General features: G+C 33.0%; 15 protein-coding genes and 6 tRNA genes. 18 read left to right on the plus strand and 3 right to left on the minus strand.

Annotated features, from left to right (window positions below):
• Nucleotides 1–92 precede the first annotated feature (92 nt).
• From OA93_RS13930 to OA93_RS13940, 3 genes are read left to right on the plus strand one after another with little or no spacing between them, the layout of a single operon-like run.
• The gene (locus tag OA93_RS13930; RefSeq protein ID WP_240474730.1) at nt 93–1,034 is read left to right on the plus strand and encodes a multicopper oxidase domain-containing protein; all 942 of its coding nucleotides are present in this window, start codon (nt 93–95) and stop codon (nt 1,032–1,034) included.
• 17 nt (nt 1,035–1,051) lie between these two features.
• Complete coding sequence (locus OA93_RS13935; RefSeq protein ID WP_039113998.1) at nt 1,052–1,477, plus strand: hypothetical protein; 426 nt, start codon at nt 1,052–1,054, stop codon at nt 1,475–1,477.
• 41 nt (nt 1,478–1,518) lie between these two features.
• Entirely contained in the window at nt 1,519–2,988 is a 1,470-nt protein-coding gene (locus OA93_RS13940; protein WP_039113967.1) for a tyrosinase family protein, read from the plus strand.
• A 242-nt stretch (nt 2,989–3,230) separates the two neighbouring features.
• On the opposite strand, the gene OA93_RS13945 is transcribed toward OA93_RS13940, so the two are convergent.
• Together OA93_RS13945 and OA93_RS13950 are read right to left on the minus strand one after the other, a co-directional pair.
• Nucleotides 3,231–4,559, minus strand: coding sequence for a hypothetical protein (locus OA93_RS13945; protein ID WP_039113968.1), 1,329 nt, complete (start codon nt 4,557–4,559; stop codon nt 3,231–3,233).
• A 6-nt stretch (nt 4,560–4,565) separates the two neighbouring features.
• Complete coding sequence (locus OA93_RS13950; protein ID WP_039113969.1) at nt 4,566–7,670, minus strand: DUF6493 family protein; 3,105 nt, start codon at nt 7,668–7,670, stop codon at nt 4,566–4,568.
• Nucleotides 7,671–8,510: 840 nt separating this feature from the next.
• Between OA93_RS13950 and OA93_RS13955 the strand changes: the two genes are divergently transcribed.
• The 10 genes from OA93_RS13955 to OA93_RS13985 all read left to right on the plus strand — a co-directional run bounded on the left by OA93_RS13955 (nt 8,511) and on the right by OA93_RS13985 (nt 13,891).
• Nucleotides 8,511–8,711, plus strand: a complete 201-nt coding sequence (locus tag OA93_RS13955) for a hypothetical protein (protein ID WP_039113970.1) — start codon at nt 8,511–8,513, stop codon at nt 8,709–8,711.
• Nucleotides 8,712–8,782: 71 nt separating this feature from the next.
• Nucleotides 8,783–8,853, plus strand: a tRNA-OTHER gene (locus tag OA93_RS25100).
• Between the two features lie 22 nt (nt 8,854–8,875).
• Nucleotides 8,876–8,948 (plus strand) — tRNA-Asp (locus OA93_RS25105).
• A 212-nt stretch (nt 8,949–9,160) separates the two neighbouring features.
• Nucleotides 9,161–9,231 (plus strand) — tRNA-His (locus tag OA93_RS13960).
• 8 nt (nt 9,232–9,239) lie between these two features.
• Nucleotides 9,240–9,311, plus strand: a tRNA-Pro gene (locus OA93_RS25110).
• Nucleotides 9,312–9,504: 193 nt separating this feature from the next.
• Nucleotides 9,505–9,577 (plus strand) — tRNA-Leu (locus tag OA93_RS13965).
• Nucleotides 9,578–9,639: 62 nt separating this feature from the next.
• Entirely contained in the window at nt 9,640–10,209 is a 570-nt protein-coding gene (locus tag OA93_RS13970; protein ID WP_039113971.1) for a DUF5565 family protein, read from the plus strand.
• A gap of 235 nt (nt 10,210–10,444) precedes the next feature.
• Nucleotides 10,445–11,230, plus strand: coding sequence for a hypothetical protein (locus OA93_RS13975; RefSeq protein ID WP_039113972.1), 786 nt, complete (start codon nt 10,445–10,447; stop codon nt 11,228–11,230).
• Nucleotides 11,231–12,015: 785 nt separating this feature from the next.
• Nucleotides 12,016–13,113 carry a slipin family protein gene (locus OA93_RS13980; RefSeq protein WP_039113973.1) on the plus strand — a complete coding sequence of 366 codons (1,098 nt, stop codon included), beginning with the start codon at nt 12,016–12,018 and terminating at the stop codon, nt 13,111–13,113.
• Nucleotides 13,114–13,345: 232 nt separating this feature from the next.
• Complete coding sequence (locus OA93_RS13985) at nt 13,346–13,891, plus strand: 3'-5' exonuclease (RefSeq protein WP_039113999.1); 546 nt, start codon at nt 13,346–13,348, stop codon at nt 13,889–13,891.
• Nucleotides 13,892–13,991: 100 nt separating this feature from the next.
• Here OA93_RS13985 and OA93_RS24140 read toward each other — a convergent pair whose 3' ends face one another.
• Entirely contained in the window at nt 13,992–16,901 is a 2,910-nt protein-coding gene (locus tag OA93_RS24140) for a S8 family serine peptidase (protein ID WP_052259451.1), read from the minus strand.
• Nucleotides 16,902–17,513: 612 nt separating this feature from the next.
• Between OA93_RS24140 and OA93_RS25115 the strand changes: the two genes are divergently transcribed.
• From OA93_RS25115 to OA93_RS14010, 5 genes are all read left to right on the plus strand, one after another.
• Nucleotides 17,514–17,630: transfer RNA gene (locus tag OA93_RS25115), tRNA-OTHER, on the plus strand.
• 246 nt (nt 17,631–17,876) lie between these two features.
• Entirely contained in the window at nt 17,877–20,117 is a 2,241-nt protein-coding gene (locus OA93_RS13995) for a prokaryotic RING finger family 4 (RefSeq protein WP_039114001.1), read from the plus strand.
• Nucleotides 20,118–20,250: 133 nt separating this feature from the next.
• On the plus strand, nt 20,251–20,877 hold the full coding sequence (locus OA93_RS14000) for a hypothetical protein (protein WP_039113974.1): 627 nt from the start codon (nt 20,251–20,253) through the stop codon (nt 20,875–20,877).
• Nucleotides 20,878–20,912: 35 nt separating this feature from the next.
• Nucleotides 20,913–22,043 (plus strand): AAA family ATPase, encoded by a 1,131-nt coding sequence (locus OA93_RS14005; RefSeq protein WP_039113975.1) that lies wholly within the window; start codon nt 20,913–20,915, stop codon nt 22,041–22,043.
• Between the two features lies 1 nt (nt 22,044).
• Nucleotides 22,045–22,743 (plus strand): hypothetical protein, encoded by a 699-nt coding sequence (locus OA93_RS14010; protein ID WP_039113976.1) that lies wholly within the window; start codon nt 22,045–22,047, stop codon nt 22,741–22,743.
• Nucleotides 22,744–22,747: the final 4 nt, after the last annotated feature.

Here is a 22,747-nt window from a genome sequence, read left to right on the forward strand (position 1 = left end):
GTGTTTATACGCTATTTTCTGCTTTTAAATAGCTCTAAATTTGAATTACGATATCAAATAATTGATGTGAGGATACTAATTTGAGTTTAGAAATGGAAAGACGCAATAAAATCATATTAGTATTTTCTTTTTTATTAGTTAGTTCATTTTTGGTTGCTCAAAATGAAAGATTAATTATTGGGAGAACAACAGGGAAATTGACTATTAATAGCAATTTACAAATAAGAACCTTTGGCTTTGTTAACTCGCTTTCGGGACAAGTTACTTTACCAGGATCTTATATTGATGTGAAGGTAGGAAATAGTGTAAATATTAATTTTTGGAATATTTCTCAAGGAAATCCTGTCTCTTTGTATTGTAAGGAAATTGAATTCTTGCAACGGAATAAGGAAAAAGAGGTAATGAAGATAAAAGAACCGGTTCATCATATGGAACATGGTTTTTATTCTTTTCAGGCCCAAAAAGCAGGAACCTATCTTTATTATAGTCCCGAGAATTACCCTTTTAATCTTCAGGCAGGAATGTTTGGAGTTGTAGTTATACGCCCAAATGAGAATGATGTCGCAGCGGTTAAACCATCGAGCGAAGTACTCTGGTGCAGTTACGAAATAGATACAAAATGGCATACTGATGCTATTATGGGAACGGAATACGATTATACAAATAAGCCAATAATTCTTCCCATTTATAAGCCCAATTACTTTTTTATTAATGGTGAAACAGTTCTTAAAAATAAAGGATTACAATCGGTTATACATAAAAAAGAAGCAGTGTTTCTTCGTTTGGTTAATGCTGGATTATACCTTCATGAAATAGTGTTTCCACCTAATACAAAACTTCAGTTAGTATTTGGAAATGAGACTAATGTAAAGGTGTTTTCTGATGGATATAAAGTGCAGGTTCAGCCGGGTGAATGTCTTGAATTACTCATTTCATTGGAAAACGTAGGGGAGAAGGAATCTATTATGTATCATTTTATAGACCCGATTTCTAATAAGGAATATTACAAGGCTACTGTTCCAGTTTTCTATTAAAATTTAAAATGTTAGTTATGAAAAAAATATGCTGCTATCTTATTCTTCTTTCTTTTTCCTTCACGTTTGCGCAAAATAAACCCACTTTTTCTGTGGTTGGTAATGCAATAAATAAGGAAAGTTTATTGAAAAATAAACGACTTGATGTTTCAAAAATTAAAGTCGAAAACATTTCTAATAAACCCATTTTCCTTGTTTGGGAAACGGTCTCTAATACATTTCCTAAAGAATGGGATTGCTCGATGTGTCAGCATGGAGCTTGCCAGATAGGAATACCAAAAGGATCGGTTTTTAGTAAGCTAAATCCAGATCAGCAAGGATTTATTGCTATTCATGTAATTCCTGTGAACAAAATAGGAAATGGGACAGTAAAATTTAAAATTTATGACAAAGCAAATCCTGCCTATTCTAAGATTTTAACTTTTGAAGTCGAAGTACTTTAATGTAAATAAACAATTGAATAATTAACCCTAAATCTAATAAAATGAAAAAAATTACTAACTTATTTTTAATTATCCTGATTACAGGTTTATCCTATGGTCAGAGTAAGGCCAATGCGAAATATACGCGTTGGAATGTTAATACGCCCAATGGAAAAGCAAATCTTGAAGCAATGAATGTAGCCTTCAAAAAAATGAGGGAAATGGGTTGTGAGAAAGGTATTTCCTGGTATTATCAGGGAGCGATACATAATGTTCCAGATACAATTAATGGAAAAAACAAACTTTGCCCAGAGTATCAAACTATTGAAAATAAATTATGGGCATGGGCAGATTGCACACATAATGGATCTGAAAGTGCTGCTTTAAATTTTCTGTTATGGCATAGAATGTACATTTGGTATTTAGAAAAAATTGTTCGCGAATTATCCGGAAAAGCTGATTTTGCGCTCCCATATTGGAATTACGGAAGTACACAAACGGTAGATAACATTCTGGCGGAAGAAGTAAGAGATCCATCGACTTCTTTGTATGCAAAAGCAAGGTATACTATTCTTAACAATGGTAAACCAATACTTCCTAATCAGCTTAAGGATATTCAATTGGCACTTGCGGAATTACAAAAAAATCCTTCTTTTAGCGGAACGGGTGGATTTAGTAAAAATATGGAACGTGCTCCGCATGGCTATATGCACAATCTTATAGGAGGGGTATATGCAATACCTAATAGTGAAACCTATTATAATGAAATATTCCAGACAAATACTTCAGGTTTAATGGCAAATGTAGAATCAGCAGGGTTTGATCCAGTTTTTTGGCTACATCATAGTATGGTTGATCGCGTTTGGGAATCTTGGGATGTTTCAGAATATGGTCAACGCCCGACATTAGAACAGTTAGAAGCTAATTCTTGGCCTTATGAGTTTATAGCTCCCAATGGAGATCGCATTACCTATACGATGAAGGAAGTTTACGATATCGTTTTTAATCTGGATTATAAATATGATAATTTACTTTACGGATCTAAAACTCCAGTTCTAGCCGCCAATGAGGCTAAAGGAAAAAATAAAATTGCATTTCAGGATGCTAAAGAAGAAGTTATTTGGGAACAGAAAGTAGGAAAGGTACTTGGAGCAACTGGTTTTACTCAGAAAGTAACTAGTACATTAGCAAAAAACACAAATAAAGCTTTTAAAAGTATTAATTCTAAGATACTATTAAATCTGGATGTAGTAGTTTACAAAGAACCTAAAGATTATTACACGGTTTATCTTCGTTATGCCGGAAAGCCGGATATATATGTTGGGACAATGACTTTCTTTGGAGTTGCTCATGATCACGGAATGAATAAGAATCATGCGACAGCAGAAAGCGGGATAAAACTTAATTTCGCCTATTATATTTCAGACAATTTATTAGATTCTGATAAAGATTTTGAAGTTATTATAAAAAAGAGTGGAGGCGGAGATGCTAAAGTAACACTAGAAAAAATTAGTGTAGTAAAAGCAAACTAAGACAGAAGCTAAAAAATAAAAAATCGCCCGAATCAGCTATCGTATGGACACAAGTACAAAACAAACACGAATTTCACTAATTAACACTAATTAGTTTGTGAAATTAATTTCAAAAACTAAATCAATCTATTAAGATTTGTGCAAATTCGTGAAATTCGTGTTCAAAATTGATTACTAATATTTGTATCCAAATGGTAGTTTTATAAGGGCGATTTTTTTTATAAGAGTAAAAATCTAATTTCTTAAGAAATAGTCATTTTTACACCCAAAATGTGTTTGCAAATTCCTCTTTTGCCTTGATAAGCAGTAAACCAATCGCAGGTGCATCTTTGGTTAGCTCCTTCGATAATTACTTTGTGTATTACGCCGGAACCTTTTACTTTGGCTTCGATATAATCGGCTCTGCGTTCTACGATTTCGATATCCTCATTATCAATTAATTTTTTGGCATTTTTCAGCCTTGGATTTAAAGATAAAATACGCTCGGTTTTAAAAGGAAGACGTCGGTAAAAATGCGCTTTTTCGCTTAAATCATAACCCAATAATCCCATCGACGATAAATTTGAAGTAAGATTGTCCATAGTACCAAAATCGATATCATTTTCGATAGAAAGCATAGTTGGGTCAAAAGTTTCATTCGATTTTAGCAAACTATTTAAACCATAAACCCATTCTATAGGTAAGTTTTCGGTCATGGTTTCTAATACATTTCCTTCACCCGAAAATCCGCGGTAAGAATCGGGAGAGAATGCCATTAATAACTGCATTTTTCCAAATTCTGAAACTATTGCACAAGTTTGTTTATCTGAGGATTCATAGATATAAATTTTATCTACAATAGCCAGAATACCTTCTAATAATCGTAGTCGTTGCACTCCGCCAATTCGTACACTATCATTTGTAGCCAGAGTCGAGAACATAAATTTTCCTGCTCTTTTGGTAATAAAAAAATCTCCTTTTACACTTCCTTTTGGTAAACTTTGGAATAACTGAATGGTCTGGATTTTATTCAATTCATATTTTACATCCATATCGGCAAGATAAAGCTGTACACTTGTTAAGCCTTTTATCCATCGCATAGGTAAGGTTACTTTCTTTTCGGTAACTTTTGCTTTGGTGGTAATAACCTGTACTTCTTGCTGACCAACGGCAAGAGTGACTTTTTCATTTTTTTGGATGGCGTTAAGCGCATTCAGCATCGGATCATTAAAGTCGACATTGGTAGTTCCGTTGGCAATAAACTCTCCATCTATAGCTTCGGGTTTCATATCTAGTCTTACATAAACTCCATTGCAGGACGAGAAACCTTCAAAACGCAATCTTTCTGCTCCCGCCGATACAATAGGATCCCGAAGACTTGGCGGAACTGGACCAAAACTAGAACGAACGACTTTGGCAATCGTGCTCCAGCATTTTGCGGTAACATAAGGATCAGTCAAACTTCCCCAAAAGAAACACGGTATATTATTAACTTCTTCAATTTCGGTTTGATGTGCCAAAACCAAATTATTGATTCCTTTGGTTTTACTGTAAGTCGAAATTCCTTTATAATTATATTCTAAATCTGTCATTTTTCTTTATTTTAAAATTTGCTTAATCAATGATTTAAGCGAAGCATTATCTTTCCATTGCTCAAAGAAAACAATTGCTTTAGGCGATGGATTTTGGTTTGTTTTGGTTAAAACATCAAGAAAGTTTTCAATTATTTTCTTGAAGTTTGTAGGTAACTTATCTTTTAGATCGAGATTCTCAAAAAAGGAATTAAACAACTTCAGTAAAGCATCGTTATGCAATGGCGAAACATCTTTTATAGCAATTAATCCATCTACTAATCGCAAGAATACACCATATTTTCCAGATGCCAGGAACGCCAGTTTCTGAGCAAATAATTCCATATCTATAGCTTGTTTTTCGACCAAATTAATCAAAACTTCAGAAGCCATTAATCGGATATCTTTCTTTTCCTGAAAGAAACTACAAGCATATAAAAGCAATGTAGTATCGGAAAATTGAAACTCAGGACGATTTATAATATCCAGAAAACCTTTTAAATCTGGTTTTGCACCATCTCCCGTTCCACAATTATGCAATAATGTTATAGCGAGAGCATCCCCATTTTGTGGCGTTAGGCTATGCCAATAATAAGTATTCCCAGCCGAATTGAGTAAATAATCCCAACTATTAGGTCGCTGATATATATCCAGACTGTACAGTAAATAATTTGGAATTTTGAAGTAACTAGGCAAGTCAAATCGTAGTTCGTACCAAGATGGCGTTCTTTCTTTTTCTTTGGTTTGATAATTAGTCCATTCGTTCCATTTTTCTTTAAATCTAACTTCAGGTACAAATGGAGCAGCTACAAACGGAACATCTTTTAGATAGGTATTTTCAAATTCGGTAAAAGATTCATTAGGATAAAAAGTTCTTGCTGCTACAGCCCAAAGAGATAAAAATCCCGTTTCTTTGGTCGTTTTTCCCATTGTTGCCAATACCTTTGAAAAAAGAGATTCGGAACTTAAGTTTAATTTTTCGTTTACTCCCAAACAAAAGGATAGTAACTGTTTCAGTTCTCCTTCTACTTTATCTAATAAAGGAATGGCGCTTTCGACATTTTCTCTTGGCATTCGCGAAATAGCAATACTTAAATCCAGTAAATCAATTTCTTCGTTTGTATTTTGGTATGCAATAACTCTTTCTAATAAAACCTTTGGTGCAACCCAATACGGTTTATGACTAGGAAAAGAAATTAGAGGTAAAGCAGAGTTCTCGTTTATTTTTTGCTGTACTTTAATCAGCAAGGATTGCATTAATAACAGCGTATTTATTTTGGAATAATGTTTATGCTTACCATTGAATTTGCTTTCGATGTTTAAAATTTTTTCCATCAAAAAGGTTTTCACAAAATCTTTGTTTACACTTTCAAAATAGCTTTTTTGTAGTTGTTTAAAGTATGGTTGCAATTGTGCCGAATAATCAGATGGGAATAAATCCCTTTGCGTGATATATACGTTCAATAGAATTTCGGTGTCCAGAACTTCTTCGGATCCGATGAAGTTCCCAAACTGAAATACGATATCATTCCAATCATTAGGAAGCTGAACTTCGTCGATAAGTACATCTTCTTTTTTAGGATTAAATGTATATTCTTCAAGTGCTGAATCATCAATAATTAAAGCATCATCATCAATAAATTTACTCAATCCCGATTTAATATTACCTTGCATCAAGGTAGTGTAAGAAGATAATTTTTCTTTAAGAACTGCATCTTTTTCGGTTGCAATTTTTACAATTATCTTACTCGCTCGTTCTTGTAAAGCCAAATCTGAGATTACAAAAACATCGGCAATAATCGAAGTTATGTTTTTGTTTAATTTAGGATTCGATTTATTTAATTTTTCCAAAATAGGCAACACACTTTTTATGGCAGCTTTGCAATCACTACGCATCATTAAAGGTTCCAACCATTCAAAAAAAGATTTTGTTTTAAATTTCGGATGCTCATATATTTTCTTAACAAGCTCAATTCCGTAACTTGTTATAGGTGGATAGGCATTATGCAAATAAGAGAATATATTCTCCTGATGGATAATAAGCTCATCAGCGGTTACATTAAATTCTTCTATTCTTTTTCTGAAAAAAGATTTTAGGTTATTGTTCCATTCTTTGGTTTGAATCAGGATAGCATTTTCGATAAAAAACGCGCGATCCATCTTTTTATCATCTAATAAAGATTTATAAATAACTGCCCATGTCTGGAATTCATCATGTTTTTGAGTATCATTATCTCTAAAGAAATTATTATGAAGAGTTGTTTCATAATTAAACAACTCTGGAATATCCCTTTGATAGGTTAATTTGTCATTTAATGAATTTTCAATGAATTTTCGAGACTTCATCTTTGAGCGCCATTCATTAGTCGCCGCCAGAGTCAAAGCGTACAATTCAGGATTAAATGATAATAAATCGTGTTCCTCAAGTTTACGTAGCGTATGATAATTAAAACCAACCCAGTCTTGTTTTTTTATTTTATCCAAAATAAAAGCTCCCAACCAATTTGGCTTTGCCCATAACAAAACATCCAAAACCTGTTTTTTTTCGTCTATTTCGTCAAGTAGATTTAAAGCCTCATCCCAGGAATTAATATCTGCTTTATCGAATAATGCGATGGCGCTTAGTGTAATGATTTCTTTTTGTTTTTGATCTCCGCGAGTTCCCCAAGAAGATCCCCAACTGTTATTGGTTTTATTTTTCTTGAGATATTCAGGTTCTTTAGATAAATCTACATATTGTGTCCAAAACCTTCTATTTTTCTTGATATGTTTTTTTAGAGCTTCAATATAACCTTTTGATTTTTCCTTTAAAAATGGCAATACTAAATCAATGTTTTTAGATTTTATAATATTGTCGTATTCCTGTAAAACTTCATCAGAATTGGAGCTTTTAGCTGTTTTTGGTTTTGGAGCTACGGTAACGTCACCATTTTCTGAATATCCTTTTTTTATTTTTTCTTCCAATAATTTTTTTGCAACTCTCAGGCATTCTTCATCTGTAGCGAAGCTCTTTGTTTGGGATGTTCCGGAAGTTCCGTTTTTACCATAAGTTACTGCAAATTCAAATCCTGTAACTTCTATTTGCCAAAACTTATCGGAATTTCCATCTATGTATTTTAGGTGTTTTTTCATGCTATTTTATTGACTTGTATTTATAGATTCTTGTATTTGTATACTCTCAAAAATATAAAATTAATAAAGCATAAAGGGTGTTTTTAAATGAAAATTTTGGTTAAAATTGTTAGCTGAATGATAATTATTTCAGGACTAATTATATAGATATGATTCGTTTAATGTAATTCCTAGCGTAATATTTAACACATAGAAACATAGATTTAAATTTAAAACTTAAGATGTTTTTTAGAAAATCATGGTTTTTCCGCATAGTTCTATGCGCTTTATTTTGAGTGAAACGTCTTTTTTACACTTTGAAAATTATGTTTCTATGTGTTAAAATATAATTATATTAATAAAAGACCTACATTTGCCCTCGAAATGAAAATAAAAAATCTACATATTAATCTGTCTTTAAGACAAAATAGCGACCGTTTAGAGGGATTTTACCCTACTAAAGGCTATGGATGTGGTATGTATTTTATAGAATTGAAGTGTAAATTGTAGTTTCAAATTCAACATAAAAATATAAAAGCGTCCTGATATCGGGACGCTTTTTTTGTTTTAAAGCATTTCGACTTCGCTCAATGTGACAATTAGGGTAGCTTAATGTGATAAAAATGCAGCTCAATTTGCTAATAATTGGATTGAAAATAGACTTTTAAATAAAAATAATTAAAAAAATAAAGGATCAAATGTTTAATGATTAAACCTAATTGCGAAATATAATCTTGAAAAGTAATCTAATGAGAGACAGTCATTTGATATAATTAAGAATCTGCCTAAGTATGCGGACAGGGATTTTTATGGATTTTATTTAGGTTTAACTATTTGATTGTTAGTAAAATAAATTAAAAAATGATTTGGATAATTGATTTTTTAGACTTTATCTTTGCCGAAGAAAATCTGGAAAACGAATTTCAAACCAGAACAATGATTTCAATATATAATACAATACATAAAATGGATTTCAAACATCACACATATAACGTACAACTGCTAAACCCGAGTTTCGATCTTGGTTTTATTACAATACAGGTGCATAGATACTGGCAATAGGATAGGTATATCTTATTGAATCTTATGAAGCACCTTTGATCGGGTGCTTTTTTTATGCCCAAAAATTAAATGATTTTGTATTTCAATTGGTAGAAGGGAGGTTGATTAACCTTGAATGAAGGTTCGAGCCCTTCCAAAATCACAAGTGTTCTCTAGAAGGAACTGGCTCATTGGGGTTACTGGCTAACCTTCCCGACTGTCTCTCGGGAGAAACGGGTTCGACTCCCGTATGAGCCGCTATTTTTTTAAAGGTTCTCGAAGGTGCAGAGGTTCAAAGGTACAGAGAGTTGCAAAGGTACAAAGGAATAAAGGTTTTAAAACTTTGCCGCTCTGAGACTTTGCGAGAGATTGACAAAGTATAATGCGCAAAATTATTTTCACGCAAAGACGCGAAGTCGCAAAGAAAATGAATCAAAGCTTAGTGGCTTCGAGGCAGAATATAAAAAATGGTGTTTTTAGTTTATTTGGTAAAATATCGGACTGTGAATCCGAAGAACAGGGTTCGATTCCCGAAAACACCCAAAATAACTGAGAAGATAACGGTGGTTGTTTACCCGCCTTGGACGCGGGAGGTCGTAGGTTCGAATCCTACTTCTCAGACAGTTTTTTTAAGGTTCAAAGGGACAGAGTAGCAAAGGAACAAAGGGACAAAGATTTTAAACTTAGCGACTTGGCGTCTTTGCGAGAGATTGACAAAGTATAAAATTATTTTCTCGAAAAGACGCAGAGACGCAAAGTGAAAAGAATAAAATTAAGTTTTTAACCTTGGTTACATTAAGATAAAAACAATTATGCAGGAATGGCGGAATGGTATACGCGGCTGACTTAGAATCAGTATTCTGAGAGTTCGAATCTCTCTTCCTGTACAAATAAAAGAATTGATACTGTTTAAACTAAATGCCTTTAGGGCAAATTAAATTAATATAAGATGAAAAAGATAAGTACACTATTTACTAAAGACTCGAATGATTTAGGACGGGTAATTGATAAGATTAACGCCGAAAATATATGGGTTATAAATGGAGATGCCATTGCGACAAGAAAATTTGACGGTACAGCAGTCGCCATTATAAATGGAGAATTGTTTAAAAGATTTGATGCGAAAAAAGGTAGAGCAATTCCTGTAGATGCTATTCCTTGTCAAGATGCAGATTTAATTTCAGGACATCATCCGCATTGGTTAAAATGTAACCGCTCAAAATCTGAAGATAAATTTTTCTTTGAAGGTTTTGATAATTTGGAAACTAAAACTGATGGTACTTACGAATTATGTGGTCCCAAAGTTCAAGGTAACCCTGAAAATTTAGAGAGACATACTTTAATTAAACATGGTAGTGAAGTGATTGACTTTTCAAGTTTAGCATTTGATGATTTAAGAGAGTTCTTATCAGAGAATGATATTGAAGGTATTGTTTTTCACCATATTTCAGATGGTAGAATGTGTAAATTAAGAAAATCTGATTTTGGAATTAAACGATTAAAATTAGAAGAAGTTTAAAGAGTTTTGTCACGAAGGCACAAAGGTTCTCAAAGGAGCAGAGGTTCAAAGGTTCAAAGAGTTTAAAACTTTGCGGCTCTGCGACTTTGCGAGAGATTGACAAAGTATAATGCGCAAAATTATTTTCACACAAAGACGCGAAGTCGCCAAGAGAAAATAGAATAGACTTAGTGGCTTAGTGGGCTCGTGGCAGATTAAAAAAATAAAATATAAACAACATTAAATTATTAAAATCATGAAACAAAATTACAATAGAATTGCTTTAGTAGGTATTGAACAAGAAGAATATGATACTATAAAAGCAAGTTACTCAGGACATATTATCTGGCATCAGTCTATACCAAAAATTATAGTAAAAGAGGAAGTCCTTTATATGGAAAAGGCAAATGGTATAGGAATGTTGCCAGTAGATAAAGTAGTCTATTATGGTATTTATGATAATGATTTTGATTTTATTTCCGGTTTAGCCATCTGGAAAGGTGCTTGTTATCCTAATGCTGCTGCCATGCTCGACTGTCGATTTAAAATTCCTTGTTTGGTTAAAGCTTTATCTCTTTCAAGATTTAGCGCACCTCGAGGATTTATAAGTGCAGGAGCTTCTATAAATGTTACAGAAGATACTGTTGCTAAATGGGGAAATTGGCATTGTGGCGAAAACAAACATCGTTTTACTGGAGAATGGGAAAGTGAGTTTACAGCAACTACTGAACCTTATTATGATGGAGAAGCTGTTCGTATAATGATGATAGGTGATACGTATTGGCAAATTAAATTAGAAGGTGATACTTGGTTAAAATCTATTCATCCTGATCATGCTGGTTTTATGACTGTAGATCCTGATTTGCTTGCAGATACTTTGCATATTAAAAATACTTTGCAAATGGATATGATTGGGAATGATTATATCGTTGCAAAAGATGGTTCTAAATATTTGTTAGAAGTAAATCATATTCCTAATATAGCACGATTTGAGGAAGTAAGACAAGTCTATTTATCGACTATAATTGAATGGATAAAATAAGATTTTGTACTACGCAGAATAATTGCGTAGTCTGATTTGAATATTTGCTCAGGAAATAAAAACACGTTCTTTTAAATAAAAATAATGAAAACCATAGACTAGATTGTTTATGGTTTTAAAAATATCAAACAGGTCTTGTTGTGTGTTTCTGTATAGCACCATTGTAGAGAACTTTTCGCGAAAGCGTATTATGTTTTTCTATGCAACTTGATTTGGAGGTTTTGATGGTTTTCCAAAAAACTATCTCACTCTATCAGTCATGGGTTCGAATCCCATTCGCAGTAATGCGATAGTTCAGTTAGGTAGAACAATAGAAAGTTGCAGGTTCGAATCCTGCGCCGAATTCAGATTCGGATAGACAATTGGTAGTCAACAGACTGAAAATCTGTGTTTAGAGGGCATCACTCTTAAAAAGATGCATAACCAAAGAAAACTGATTTGTCTTTGTCTGTGAAACTAGGATTGTAAAGTCCAAAATTTCACGCTCATGATAAAACCAGCGCGAATAGTAATGTGTTTTGAAAGACTCATTTTCTTTTCGGTTTGATTGTTTAAGTGATTTTTTTAGAATTTAGAATCGCTTTCACAAAATAGAATCGCAAAACAATTGGAGTTAGCAAATAACAAACTATTCGTCCGTTTTTCTCGGAGGAGAGAGACAATGAAGTTTTTTTATTTTGAAAAGAATAGAAGCAAGAGAATAGATTTAAGAAAACAGAAAATATAACTAAGTTTTTTACTGGTTGGAAAACATGAAACCAAAAAAACTTTAAACAAAAATAAAAATGATAGATAGAATTAAAATTAATGCGTACCAAGTAGGTTTGGTATTCGAAAATAGAAAATTGAGAGCAGTATTAGAAGATGGTTCTCACTGGATTTTCGGCAATAAAAATGTTATGATTTATGATATGGGCTTGTCATTTCAAGCGCCATACGAGTTGAATATATTGTTGCAAAATGAAGTATTGGCTTCTATGTTAGAAATAGTTGAGGTTGCCGATAACGAAATTGTATTGCAATTTGTAAACGGTAACTTTAAAGAAGTTTTAACCGCAGGTAGATATGCTTTCTGGAAAGGTGTTGTAAAAAATGAATTTACTAAAGTAGATTTATCTAAAATTTATATCACCGAAAATATTCCAATGAATTTATTGGAGAACGCTAAATTGAGGTTGTACGCAAGAAAATTTATTGTTGCCAGCAATGATAAAGCATTGTTGTTTGTAAACGGAACTTTTACAACCGAATTAAGAGCAGGAACTCATTATTTTTGGAATAATGCAATTACTATCGAAGTAAAAACGGTTGATGCAAGACAACAACATGTTGAAATTTCAGGACAGGAATTATTGACAAGAGACAAAGCAGGATTGAGGATTAATTTCTTTGTAAGATACCAGGTTGTTGATATCATGAAAGCTTTGGTCGATAACAAAGACTTTGAAAAACAATTGTATGTTGCCATGCAACTTGCTTTGAGAGCATTCGTAGGAGGTTTAACCTTAGACGAATTGTTAGCCAAAAAAGATACGATTGCCGATGCAATTTTGGATGAAGTAACAACTAAAATCAATGAGTTGGGATTGGTGATTTCTGATGCTGGAATCCGAGATGTAATCTTACCAGGAGATATGAAAGAAATCATGAACCAGGTTTTGGTTGCCGAGAAAAAAGCGCAAGCTAATAGCATTATGCGAAGAGAAGAAACTGCCGCAACAAGAAGTTTGTTAAACACAGCAAAGTTGATGGAGGAAAACGAGATGTTGTGGAAATTGAAAGAAATGGAATATGTTGAAAAAATCGCTGATAAGATTGGAGAAATTACCATTTCTGGTAGCGGAAACGTTATTGGTCAATTGAAGGAAATCTTCGTGAAATAAAGACTCTTTTAAATGAAAGAGAAATTTAATTAATATAAAAAAGCAGATAATTTTTCTATCACATAGAGACATAGAATTTTATTTTTAAAGAAGAGAGTCTAAGATAAATACATTTCTTTCGCATAGTAACTATGTTTATTTAAAATAAGTGAAACGTCTTTTTTGCAGTGTAAAGCAAAGTCATGTTTCTATGTGTTAGAAAAATTAAATGCAATATTTAAAAAAAGAAAAAATGAAAACTACAGATAAAATTATTATCATAGATTTAGAAGCCACGTGTTGGCAAGGCGAAGTCCCTAAAGGACAGCAAAATGAAATTATTGAAATTGGATTAGCAGTCTTGGATTCCCAAACAGGGACGATTACTAAAAATCAGGGTATTTTAATAAAACCACAACGCTCCAGTGTGAGTCCGTTTTGTACAGAATTAACCACTATTACTCAGAATTTACTAGATAAAAATGGAGTAAGCTTTGAAGAAGCGATTGAAAAATTAGCAGACGAATATCAACCTGATTTATATACTTGGGCAAGTTACGGTCAGTACGATCTTAATATGCTTATGAAACAATGTAAATCCTTTGGTATTTCATATCCTATGGGAGAGGAGCATATTAATGTAAAAGTTCATTTTGCGGAGAAATTTGGTTTACAAAAGCCAACCGGAATGAATGGTGCTTTGCAGTTATTGAATATTCCGTTAGAAGGAACACATCACCGAGGTATTGATGATGCAAAGAATATCGCTAAAATTTTGCATTGGTGTTTGCATAATTAAAAAGATGCAATGTTATACATTAAATAAAAAAACCACGAATAGTACATTCGTGGTTTTTCCGTTTAATTGAGTTAATCTAGGTTTATGAATTGATATGAAATTAGTTTTTAATTATTTTCTTGGTCGTTACAGTTCCGTTGTTTGATACAAACTGAACAACATAAATTCCAGGAATTTGATTGGCTATATTCACACTAAATTCTTTTTTCTTGCTTGTTTTTTCTTGGAAAACAGCAACGTTATGAATGTTAGTTATTCTTAAAGTTCCTTGTTCCTCACTATTAATACTTATTTTAAATATTCCATTAGTAGGATTAGGATAAATTGTAATTATTCGGGATTCGGCAGTTTCAGTTGCTAGAGCCGTATTTGCTTTAGTGTTTGGTTTGCCTTCTCTTACAAGTGCAAAACGTTCTCCTCCTTCAAGTTCCCCTTTTAGAGCATCTTCCTGAATAAAATCTACTGTGATTTGTTCATCGGCAGGCAAGACAGTTGCAACTCTAAAATCAAATGCTATTGCAAATGTTTCTTCTAAATCAATAGGTAAATTTGCAATTGCTGATTCTCTGGATCTTATCAGAATTTTATTTTTACCAATAATCTCAACAGCTTTAAAAGAATTATTTGCCTGAGCTCTTTCAAATAACTTATCATCTAGAGTAGCTTCTATTACTCCGCCTAAATCAAAGAAGTTATTTTTTAATTGCTCATTATAACCTTTATCTACAAATCTAAGATTTACAGTTTTAGATCTTATACCTCTAACAAATACGGTTGTTGGAGGAACAATATCGGTTGTATTTAAGTTGTAAACACTTAAATTTTTCCAGGCAATATTATTGTTACTTTTAGTATTTACACCAATACCTACACCTGTTAATTCACCAACCATAGGATCATTAGGAGATTCTATTCTTGCAGCCAGACAAAAATGATGTTGGTCAGTAGGATATATTGCTGGATTTGGCGGATACCAAGGAATCATTACAATAGTATTACCTCCGGCAGGAATAGACGGAATGCTTACTTCTCCTATTTCATCTCCATATTTAATAGGGCCAATATTAAAGTTCACAAAATTAGTAGGCCACGTTAATCCTGAAGAAGCTTTGGCAAAATACAATCTTACTTTTGCAGATGCACTTGTATTTGTACTTCTATTATAAACTCTTATATAAACTCCGTTTGGAGAAGATAATTTAAATTCCGGATTTTGATGTACAAGTCCGGCATCGATGTTTTGTCTTACCCAGATATCATCGCTTATCCACATAGGACCTAGATCTGGGTTTGGTTGTACACCAGTATCGTAAGGTCTGTCTTTTATGTATAAATCGGTAGTAGGCAATGCAATTCCGGTTACGATTACCGAATATTTTTGCAGCGCGTTTACCAATGTTCCTTTATGCGTAATAGTAACAGTATAAATACCAGCCGCTCCATTAATACTAATGCGCTCAAAAGGATCTTTGGTATTATCACCTAATCCATTTGTTGTAGCCGACGTAAGTCTGTAAGGAAAAAAAGTACCAGATCCATTAGTAACTCGTATATCTAAGTCATTAACTAATCTTGCTGTAGCAATATTTGGCGTGCTACCAGAGTAGGCTATACCCGCAGGATCTGTCCATGATATAGAAGCTACAAGAGGATTTATACCATCAGAAACTACTTTAAAACTATAACTAGATCCTGTAGGTAAAGTATGCTCCTGAATAATAGAGTTAGTTCCGTTTTTGGTAATTGTCTCGGCAGCAAACTTTGCGTTTAGTAAACCCCAGCCAAAAATAGCATCGGGACCTGTAGTTCCGGCATCATCAGCCGTATGTAGTGCCAAACCTTTTAACGTTGCTGCACGCATAAAATTGTTTGTAATGTTTTTGTAATGTTGCTGCAACAAGAGTAAAGTTCCTGTAACGTTTGGAGCTGCCATAGAAGTTCCTGTGGCATTACCATAACTACTATTCGTTAAAGGTGTTGGTGTAGCAGTAAGTGTAGCTGTGGAATATACTGCAGTTCCGTTTCCTGTTAAGTCAGGTTTTATTCTTAAATCATCTGTAGGACCTTGACTGCTAGAGGTATTAATAGTTACACTCGTTAATACTCCTGTTGTACTTATAACGGCATCATTTGCATTGGCAATAACCAGATTATTTTTGGCGGTCGAAAAACCTGTAAGTTTATCATAGCCAGGACCTCCTAACGGGCTTGTGTTTGCAGTGTTATCAGTCCCATCATTACCAGCAGATTTTATCTGTAAGTAATATGGAGCATTGTACATTACATTATCCCAATCTCTTGCAGTTGTTTCATACGTACCAAATCGCCATGCAGCCATAACAACATTTCCGAAAGCATCTCTTAATCCCCATCCGTATGAATGATTAGATAATAACATTCCGTTTGTTGAAGCTGTAGTTGCTTCGGGTAAATCATTATTCCATTCATTGGTTCTTGCATTTGCCTGATTTGCCATTCCTTTTGCAGCAGCGACAGATCCAGCAGCGACAATAGTACCTGTAACATGATTTGCATGTTGACTATTGTTACCTCCACCAATAACTGTAACTCCATCGGCAATAGTAACTCTTCCTCCAAACTCATTGTGCGTAGGAAGCGTAGCTCCTCCATCCCAAACATAAGCAGTCATGGTTTGTCCGTTAAGATTAAGTCCTAAACCGCCTCCAGAGTTCAAAAAGTTGGCTCGGGTAGATTTGGCAGCATTTACGTTGTCGGGAGTATAATAAATTGGAGATTTTCCATCCGGACTAATATCCATCAATTCGCTAGTTGTTCCGTCTTTGTTGGTAAAAGAGGTGCTCCAACCATTGGTTCTTGCTGTGCTTAAGATTCTTTGTTTTTTTTGCTCAGCTTCAGATCTAAATTTTTGACTTAACGATTCTAATTCAGTTACATTCGAGTTAGATCGAATTACTTCTATGTCTTTTTGCGTTTGCGAGTAGGTAATTCCGCATACACAAAATAGAGCAATTTTGTATAAATTTTTCATATAGTTTGATTTGGGGGTTAATCACTTTTTTATATTCTATTGTATTCATGAACAGAATAGGGGCGGACTTTTGTCATTAATTACTCCTGTAAACTCGTAAAATAACGTTGGTTTCATTTTCATAATTTTCTAGTTTTAAAAGGTTATTAAATAGATTTACTTTAATAATTCAACTTTCTGTTTTTTTGAGTATACCATTTATTTACAGAAGTTTTTTTTTAAAGCGAATAAAAATAGTTAATTTAATTAAAAAATAATCAGGTATAAATACTTGATTTTTAAGCAAGTGTAAATTTTTAATAAGAAATGTAATAAAGTAATTGAATGAGGAATTTTACTAGTTTTCAATAAATAAAAAGATGCTTCCGCAAATAAAAATCAGATTTATGAGATAAAATATCTTATCAGGAATAAGAAATTAATACATATTTGAAAAAAAATATTTTAGCTACGCAGAATAACTGCGCACTATAATTTGAATATTTGCTCAAGAAATAAAAACACGTTCTTTTAAATAAAACAAATACATTAATCAGGTCAAGTCTAAAGTTACTTCAATAACCATTTAAGATATACTTTGGCAATTATCGATTAATACATTTATAAAAATATGGGGCAGTAGCTCAGCGGTAGAGCAGGTAGTTTTGAAATTATCCTTAAAAGGTCAATCATAACTTACTTCTCGCATTTTTAACGCCCGTGTCGTGGGTTCGAATCCCACCTGCTCCACAATTATGGTTAATAAAAACTTACTTCAGAAGACAGCCAATTTCGGCTCGAATCCGAACAAGTTTTAAAATTATCATTAATGCAACTGAGGGTCAAGATTAACTTACTTCTGGGGAAACCCACCAAACTGTCACTTTGAACTAGTTAATCCATTATCCTCGAATTTAAGGTCAAGTGTTTCTTACTTCAAAAATCTTTTAGGTAGAACCAGAAACACAATTATCTAAATTTTTAAAAATGAAAAAAATGAAAACACAAGAATTATTAAAAATCAGTTTACGTCAAAACGCAATTTTTATTCCAACAGAATTAATTGCGAATGATGTTAAAAAAATATCAGGAACTACATTGGCTTTAGTAGCTAATGTTTCAAAACTCGGATTCACTTTTTCTGAATCGTTATTACATGCTTTAAATAATGTAAATCCAAATTATAAAATTGATGTTTTAGATATTTTAAAAGAAGTTTTAGGAACCAATAAAAACTGGACTCCTTTGGTTAAAGAATGGAATGTTCCTACCGGAGAATCAGTTATGGATCATGTTGCGACTTTGTTTGCTAATCTTTTTAAATCTAGTAACGGAATCACTTTGCAATGCGGACATATTATTCCTAATGGTACTTTTCCTTTAGAGAGATATAATGGTTGTCCATTTTGTGGAACTCCTTTTGAATTTGGAAAAATTGAAAATTACGGACAAGGGAGTAAACTAAAAGTTTTAGAATTATGGTCGGAAAAAGAACTGAATGATTTCTTTACTTCGTTATTAACATCAAAAACAGCTTTGGACGCTACTCAGGTTGAAAGCTTAAAAACTTCGATTACGTATTTGCCATTGCCAGAAGTTGCTATTGCAATGAAAGAAACTTTGATGCTTGTTATAGACGCATTAATTGAACAAGGCCAAGCCGAAAAAGCAACACAATATTTTAAAACGCCGACAGATATTTTGAGATATTTATGGTACAAGAAAACTAATTTATTGCAAATTATTGATCCAAAAACTATTGTACAAAGAGTGGAGAAAAACAACCAACATTTGGTTCATTTTTTGGATAATAGTGCCCAGTCTAAGCTAACTGCCAAAGAGAATTTAAAACTTAAATATTCCAGAAAAGAATGTTTGATGGTTGCCAATTGGTTGAATAATCTTGAAATGAGTGCCGATGCTGCTTGCGAAATCATGCATCCAAAAAGAGGAATGTGGGTTCGTTTTATACGAGCATTGCGTTTACCAGAATATAGCAAAAGAAAAGGTTTCGAAAAATTGACTGTTTTATTGGATACTTTCTATAACCAGACTTACGAAGTTTGGCAAGGAAATCTGAATCATTTTCGATTGAAATTAGATGCAGATAAAACTTTTGCTTTGCTAAAACAACGACCAGGATTATTTGCACGTTCGTTATTTTCGAATATGCTTTGGTTTGGAGCCGATGAAACGATTGCACATTTTAATGAAATTATAGATAAAGTACCAGCACGTTTGGTTTTTACTTTAAATATGTATGCTCAAAATTATTTTGATAAAACGATCCAAAGAAGTGTGAAACCATTGGGAGGAACTAATAAAAGAATCGAACCAAATCGTTTGTTGTCATTGTATACCGATGAGCAATTGAATGCGATGAAAAAGCAAATAGAGGATGTTTGTATCTTGGCAATGAAGAAGAGATTTGCTACTGTAGCAAATGAGAATAAGACAATGTATATAGATCCACAATTGTTTAATATTCCTGTTGCGATAGGGGATAGAAGTGAAAACGTTCAGGATTTACCAGTAGCTTTAATGGGGACACGTTTCCCGATTGAGGGTAACGAAGTACGATTGTTTATGCAATGGGGTCAAGATTTACCTGCCCAACATCTGGATATGGATTTAAGCTGTCATATTGCTTATGCAGATAGTGCCGATATTTGTTCTTTTAGCCGATTAGTAACTACAGGTTGTAAGCATAGTGGAGATATAAGAAGTATTCCGAATAAAATAGGTACAGCAGAATATATCAACATTAATATCGATGAATTGGCTAAAGCCAAAGCTAAATATGTAACCTTTACTTGTAATGCGTATAGTAACGGAAGTATAACTCCAAATTTAATTGTGGGTTGGATGAATAGTAAACACCCGATGAAAATATCCGAGAGAACCGGAGTTGCTTATGATCCATCTTGTGTAGATCATCAGGTACGAGTGACACAAAATGTTGCGAAAGGTTTAGTTTTTGGAGTTTTGGATGTAGCCAAAAGAGAAATCATTTGGTTAGAGATGACTTTTGGAGGTCAGGTAGTACAAGGATTAGATTATAAAGGTGTGAAAGCACTATTATCTAAGCTGAACAGTAAATTGAACATAGGAAGTTTGTTAGTTCTTAAAGCCGAAGCGCAAGGTTTGGAAATTGTAGAAACACGAGATGCCGATGAGGTTTACGATACAAATTGGGCGATTAATTCGGCTGCAGTTACCCAATTATTAATAGATTAAAAAACGAAACCACGAATGTAAAGTTCGTGGTTTTTACTTTTGTTTTTATAAGTGAGAGGATTTAATTATATATTTACCGACTTAAGATTTTACGTCATAATTAGTTTAAAAAGAAAGAAACTAACTTAATAGAATGAATACTACGAAAACACCTTTTTTAGATACTATTTATCATCTCAGAACAATTGAACAGGTTATTTTGTATGATAAAGTAATTACCATTTCCAAAGAAGAAGAGATAGATGTTATTTCATTTTTGGAAACCGAATATGAGAGGGAAATTTTAGATTATCCGGGTATTGCTCCAAGATTTAATTCTGCAGCAGCTTTATGGGCAGCCAAAACGGTATATTTAGCAGCGCAACTATTATTATATAGAGAACATAATAGTAATGATTTGGCAGTGCTTTTACCTGATTATAACGGGAAACTAGATGCATCAGCAATACTTTCAGCAGATATTTGTTTGCGTTTTTTGCCGCAAATTATCATGGAAATGCAAAGGATTGATCCAGAGGATTTGGTTATTCCTATTCTTGAAAAACATTTATTTCGATTTCATTATTCGGCTATAGGATTTGAAGTTGATATACAAAAAATAGATTTTGAGATTCTTGATACTAATGACTGTTTACATCAGCTTTATATTGACCGAATTGTACAACGAAAAGCAATAAAATTTACCGAATCTGACTTTATAAAAAAACAATTAGAAATAGGGTTTGGAGATTATAGAAAAATCTTTTGGGCACAATTATAAAATTATACGAATAAAATAAAAATAGAAGTAAGTAAATGAAAACTACCGATAAATTAAATATTGTTTTAAAGCATATTAAAGACACTTTTGTTGGAAAGAATGAAATTATAGATTTGTTAGGAATTGGATTATTGGCAAGAGAAAATGCCTTTTTGTTAGGACCTCCGGGAACGGCAAAAAGTGCTATCATCAGGGCATTGTCTAACGGGATTGAAGGCGGGAAAAACTTCGAATATCTTTTGACTCGTTTTACAGAACCGAATGAAATTTTCGGACCTTTTGATATTCGTAAACTTAAAGAGGGAGAATTGATTACAAATACCGAAGGTATGATGCCAGAGGCTTCGATGGTATTTCTCGATGAGATTTTTAATGCAAACTCGGCAATTCTGAATAGTTTATTAATGGCGTTGAATGAAAAGATATTTCGTCGTGGTAAAGAAACTAAGAAGCTTCCAGCACTTATGTTTGTGGGTGCAAGTAATGTTTTGCCAGAAGACGAATCATTAAATGCGTTATTAGACCGTTTTTTAATTCGTATAAAATGTGATTATGTTGCCCCAGACTTATTGCACGAAGTATTATTGGCAGGATGGAAATTAGAAGGTGATGCTACTAGAGAAGTACCAACAATTTCAGCCGACGAAATTAGAGAACTGCAACAACTTTGTCGCAAGGTAGATTTAACTCCAATTAGAAATGAATACGTAGATATTATTCATAGCCTTAGAAATACAGGTATAAAAGTATCAGACAGACGTGCGGTAAAACTACAGAATCTTATAGCCGCAAGTGCTTTAATGTGTGGTAGAAGCGAGGCAGTTTTGTCTGATTTATGGGTTTTAAAATACATTTGGGATAACGAAGAACAGATTGAAATTCTGGAAGGAATAATCAATCAGATTATCGAAAAAGATAATTCAGATTCGTCACATCCCCAAGCTTTGTATAACAAAACTCCAGATGCCGAAAGTGTGATGAAAGAAGTTAATTACTTAACTGAAAAATGGCAAGATGAAAATCTTTCTTTTGAAGAGCAAAATGTAATTAAAGATAAACTACGATATATTCAAACGCGTTGCGATTGGATTAAAGATGCAGAAAAGAAAAAATATATTCAGGATCATATAGAATCGTTGTGGCAAAAAATACTTCAAACTATCTAATATGTATTTTTTAGAAATTAAAAAAGAACACAAAGATTTTTTTGGATCAATTAGGCATTGGGATAATCTAAAAGTGGCTTTTGAAACAGATACTATCTGGATTAAAGACTTTTCTTTGGAGCAAATAGATACAACCGAAATCCAGCAAATTCCATATAAAACGATATATGAATTAAAGGACAATTTGTTGTTTGAAAAAGGAAAGCTTTTGCCTACAAGAAAATTGCCTTCAGGATTATTGTGGACTCCAATTTTACGTGCATTACCAGTTTCTTTGCCTAAGTTCAATCATAATTTTTTTGGCGTAGACCAAAAGCTCAAAATAGTTTTAAAGCATTCGGAAGATATAAAAGAAGCTATTGCTTTGCTTGTAGATTACGAGGAGTTGAAGCTGTATATAGAGTCGGCTCCAAAATATAGATTAGAACCTTTACAATGGGTAGTTATAGATAAAAGCGCCTTAATTATAGGGAGTCCTTTATTGCCTATAAAAGGCACTACGTATTGGATTGATAATAATTTTTTAATTCCAACTGGGTATAATTTTGAATGGTTTGCTTTGATCAAAATACTTCAGGAAAAATTAAATCCATCAGAAGAAAATATAATACTCTGGAATACAGATAATAGCTATTCAATTATTTCAAAAACACATATAAAACAACTTTCAATAAGTTCATTTCGCTTAACTTTTTCATAAATTA

Origin of the sequence: Flavobacterium sp. KMS (assembly GCF_000813005.1) — a bacterium.
Classification (GTDB): Bacteria; Bacteroidota; Bacteroidia; order Flavobacteriales; family Flavobacteriaceae; genus Flavobacterium.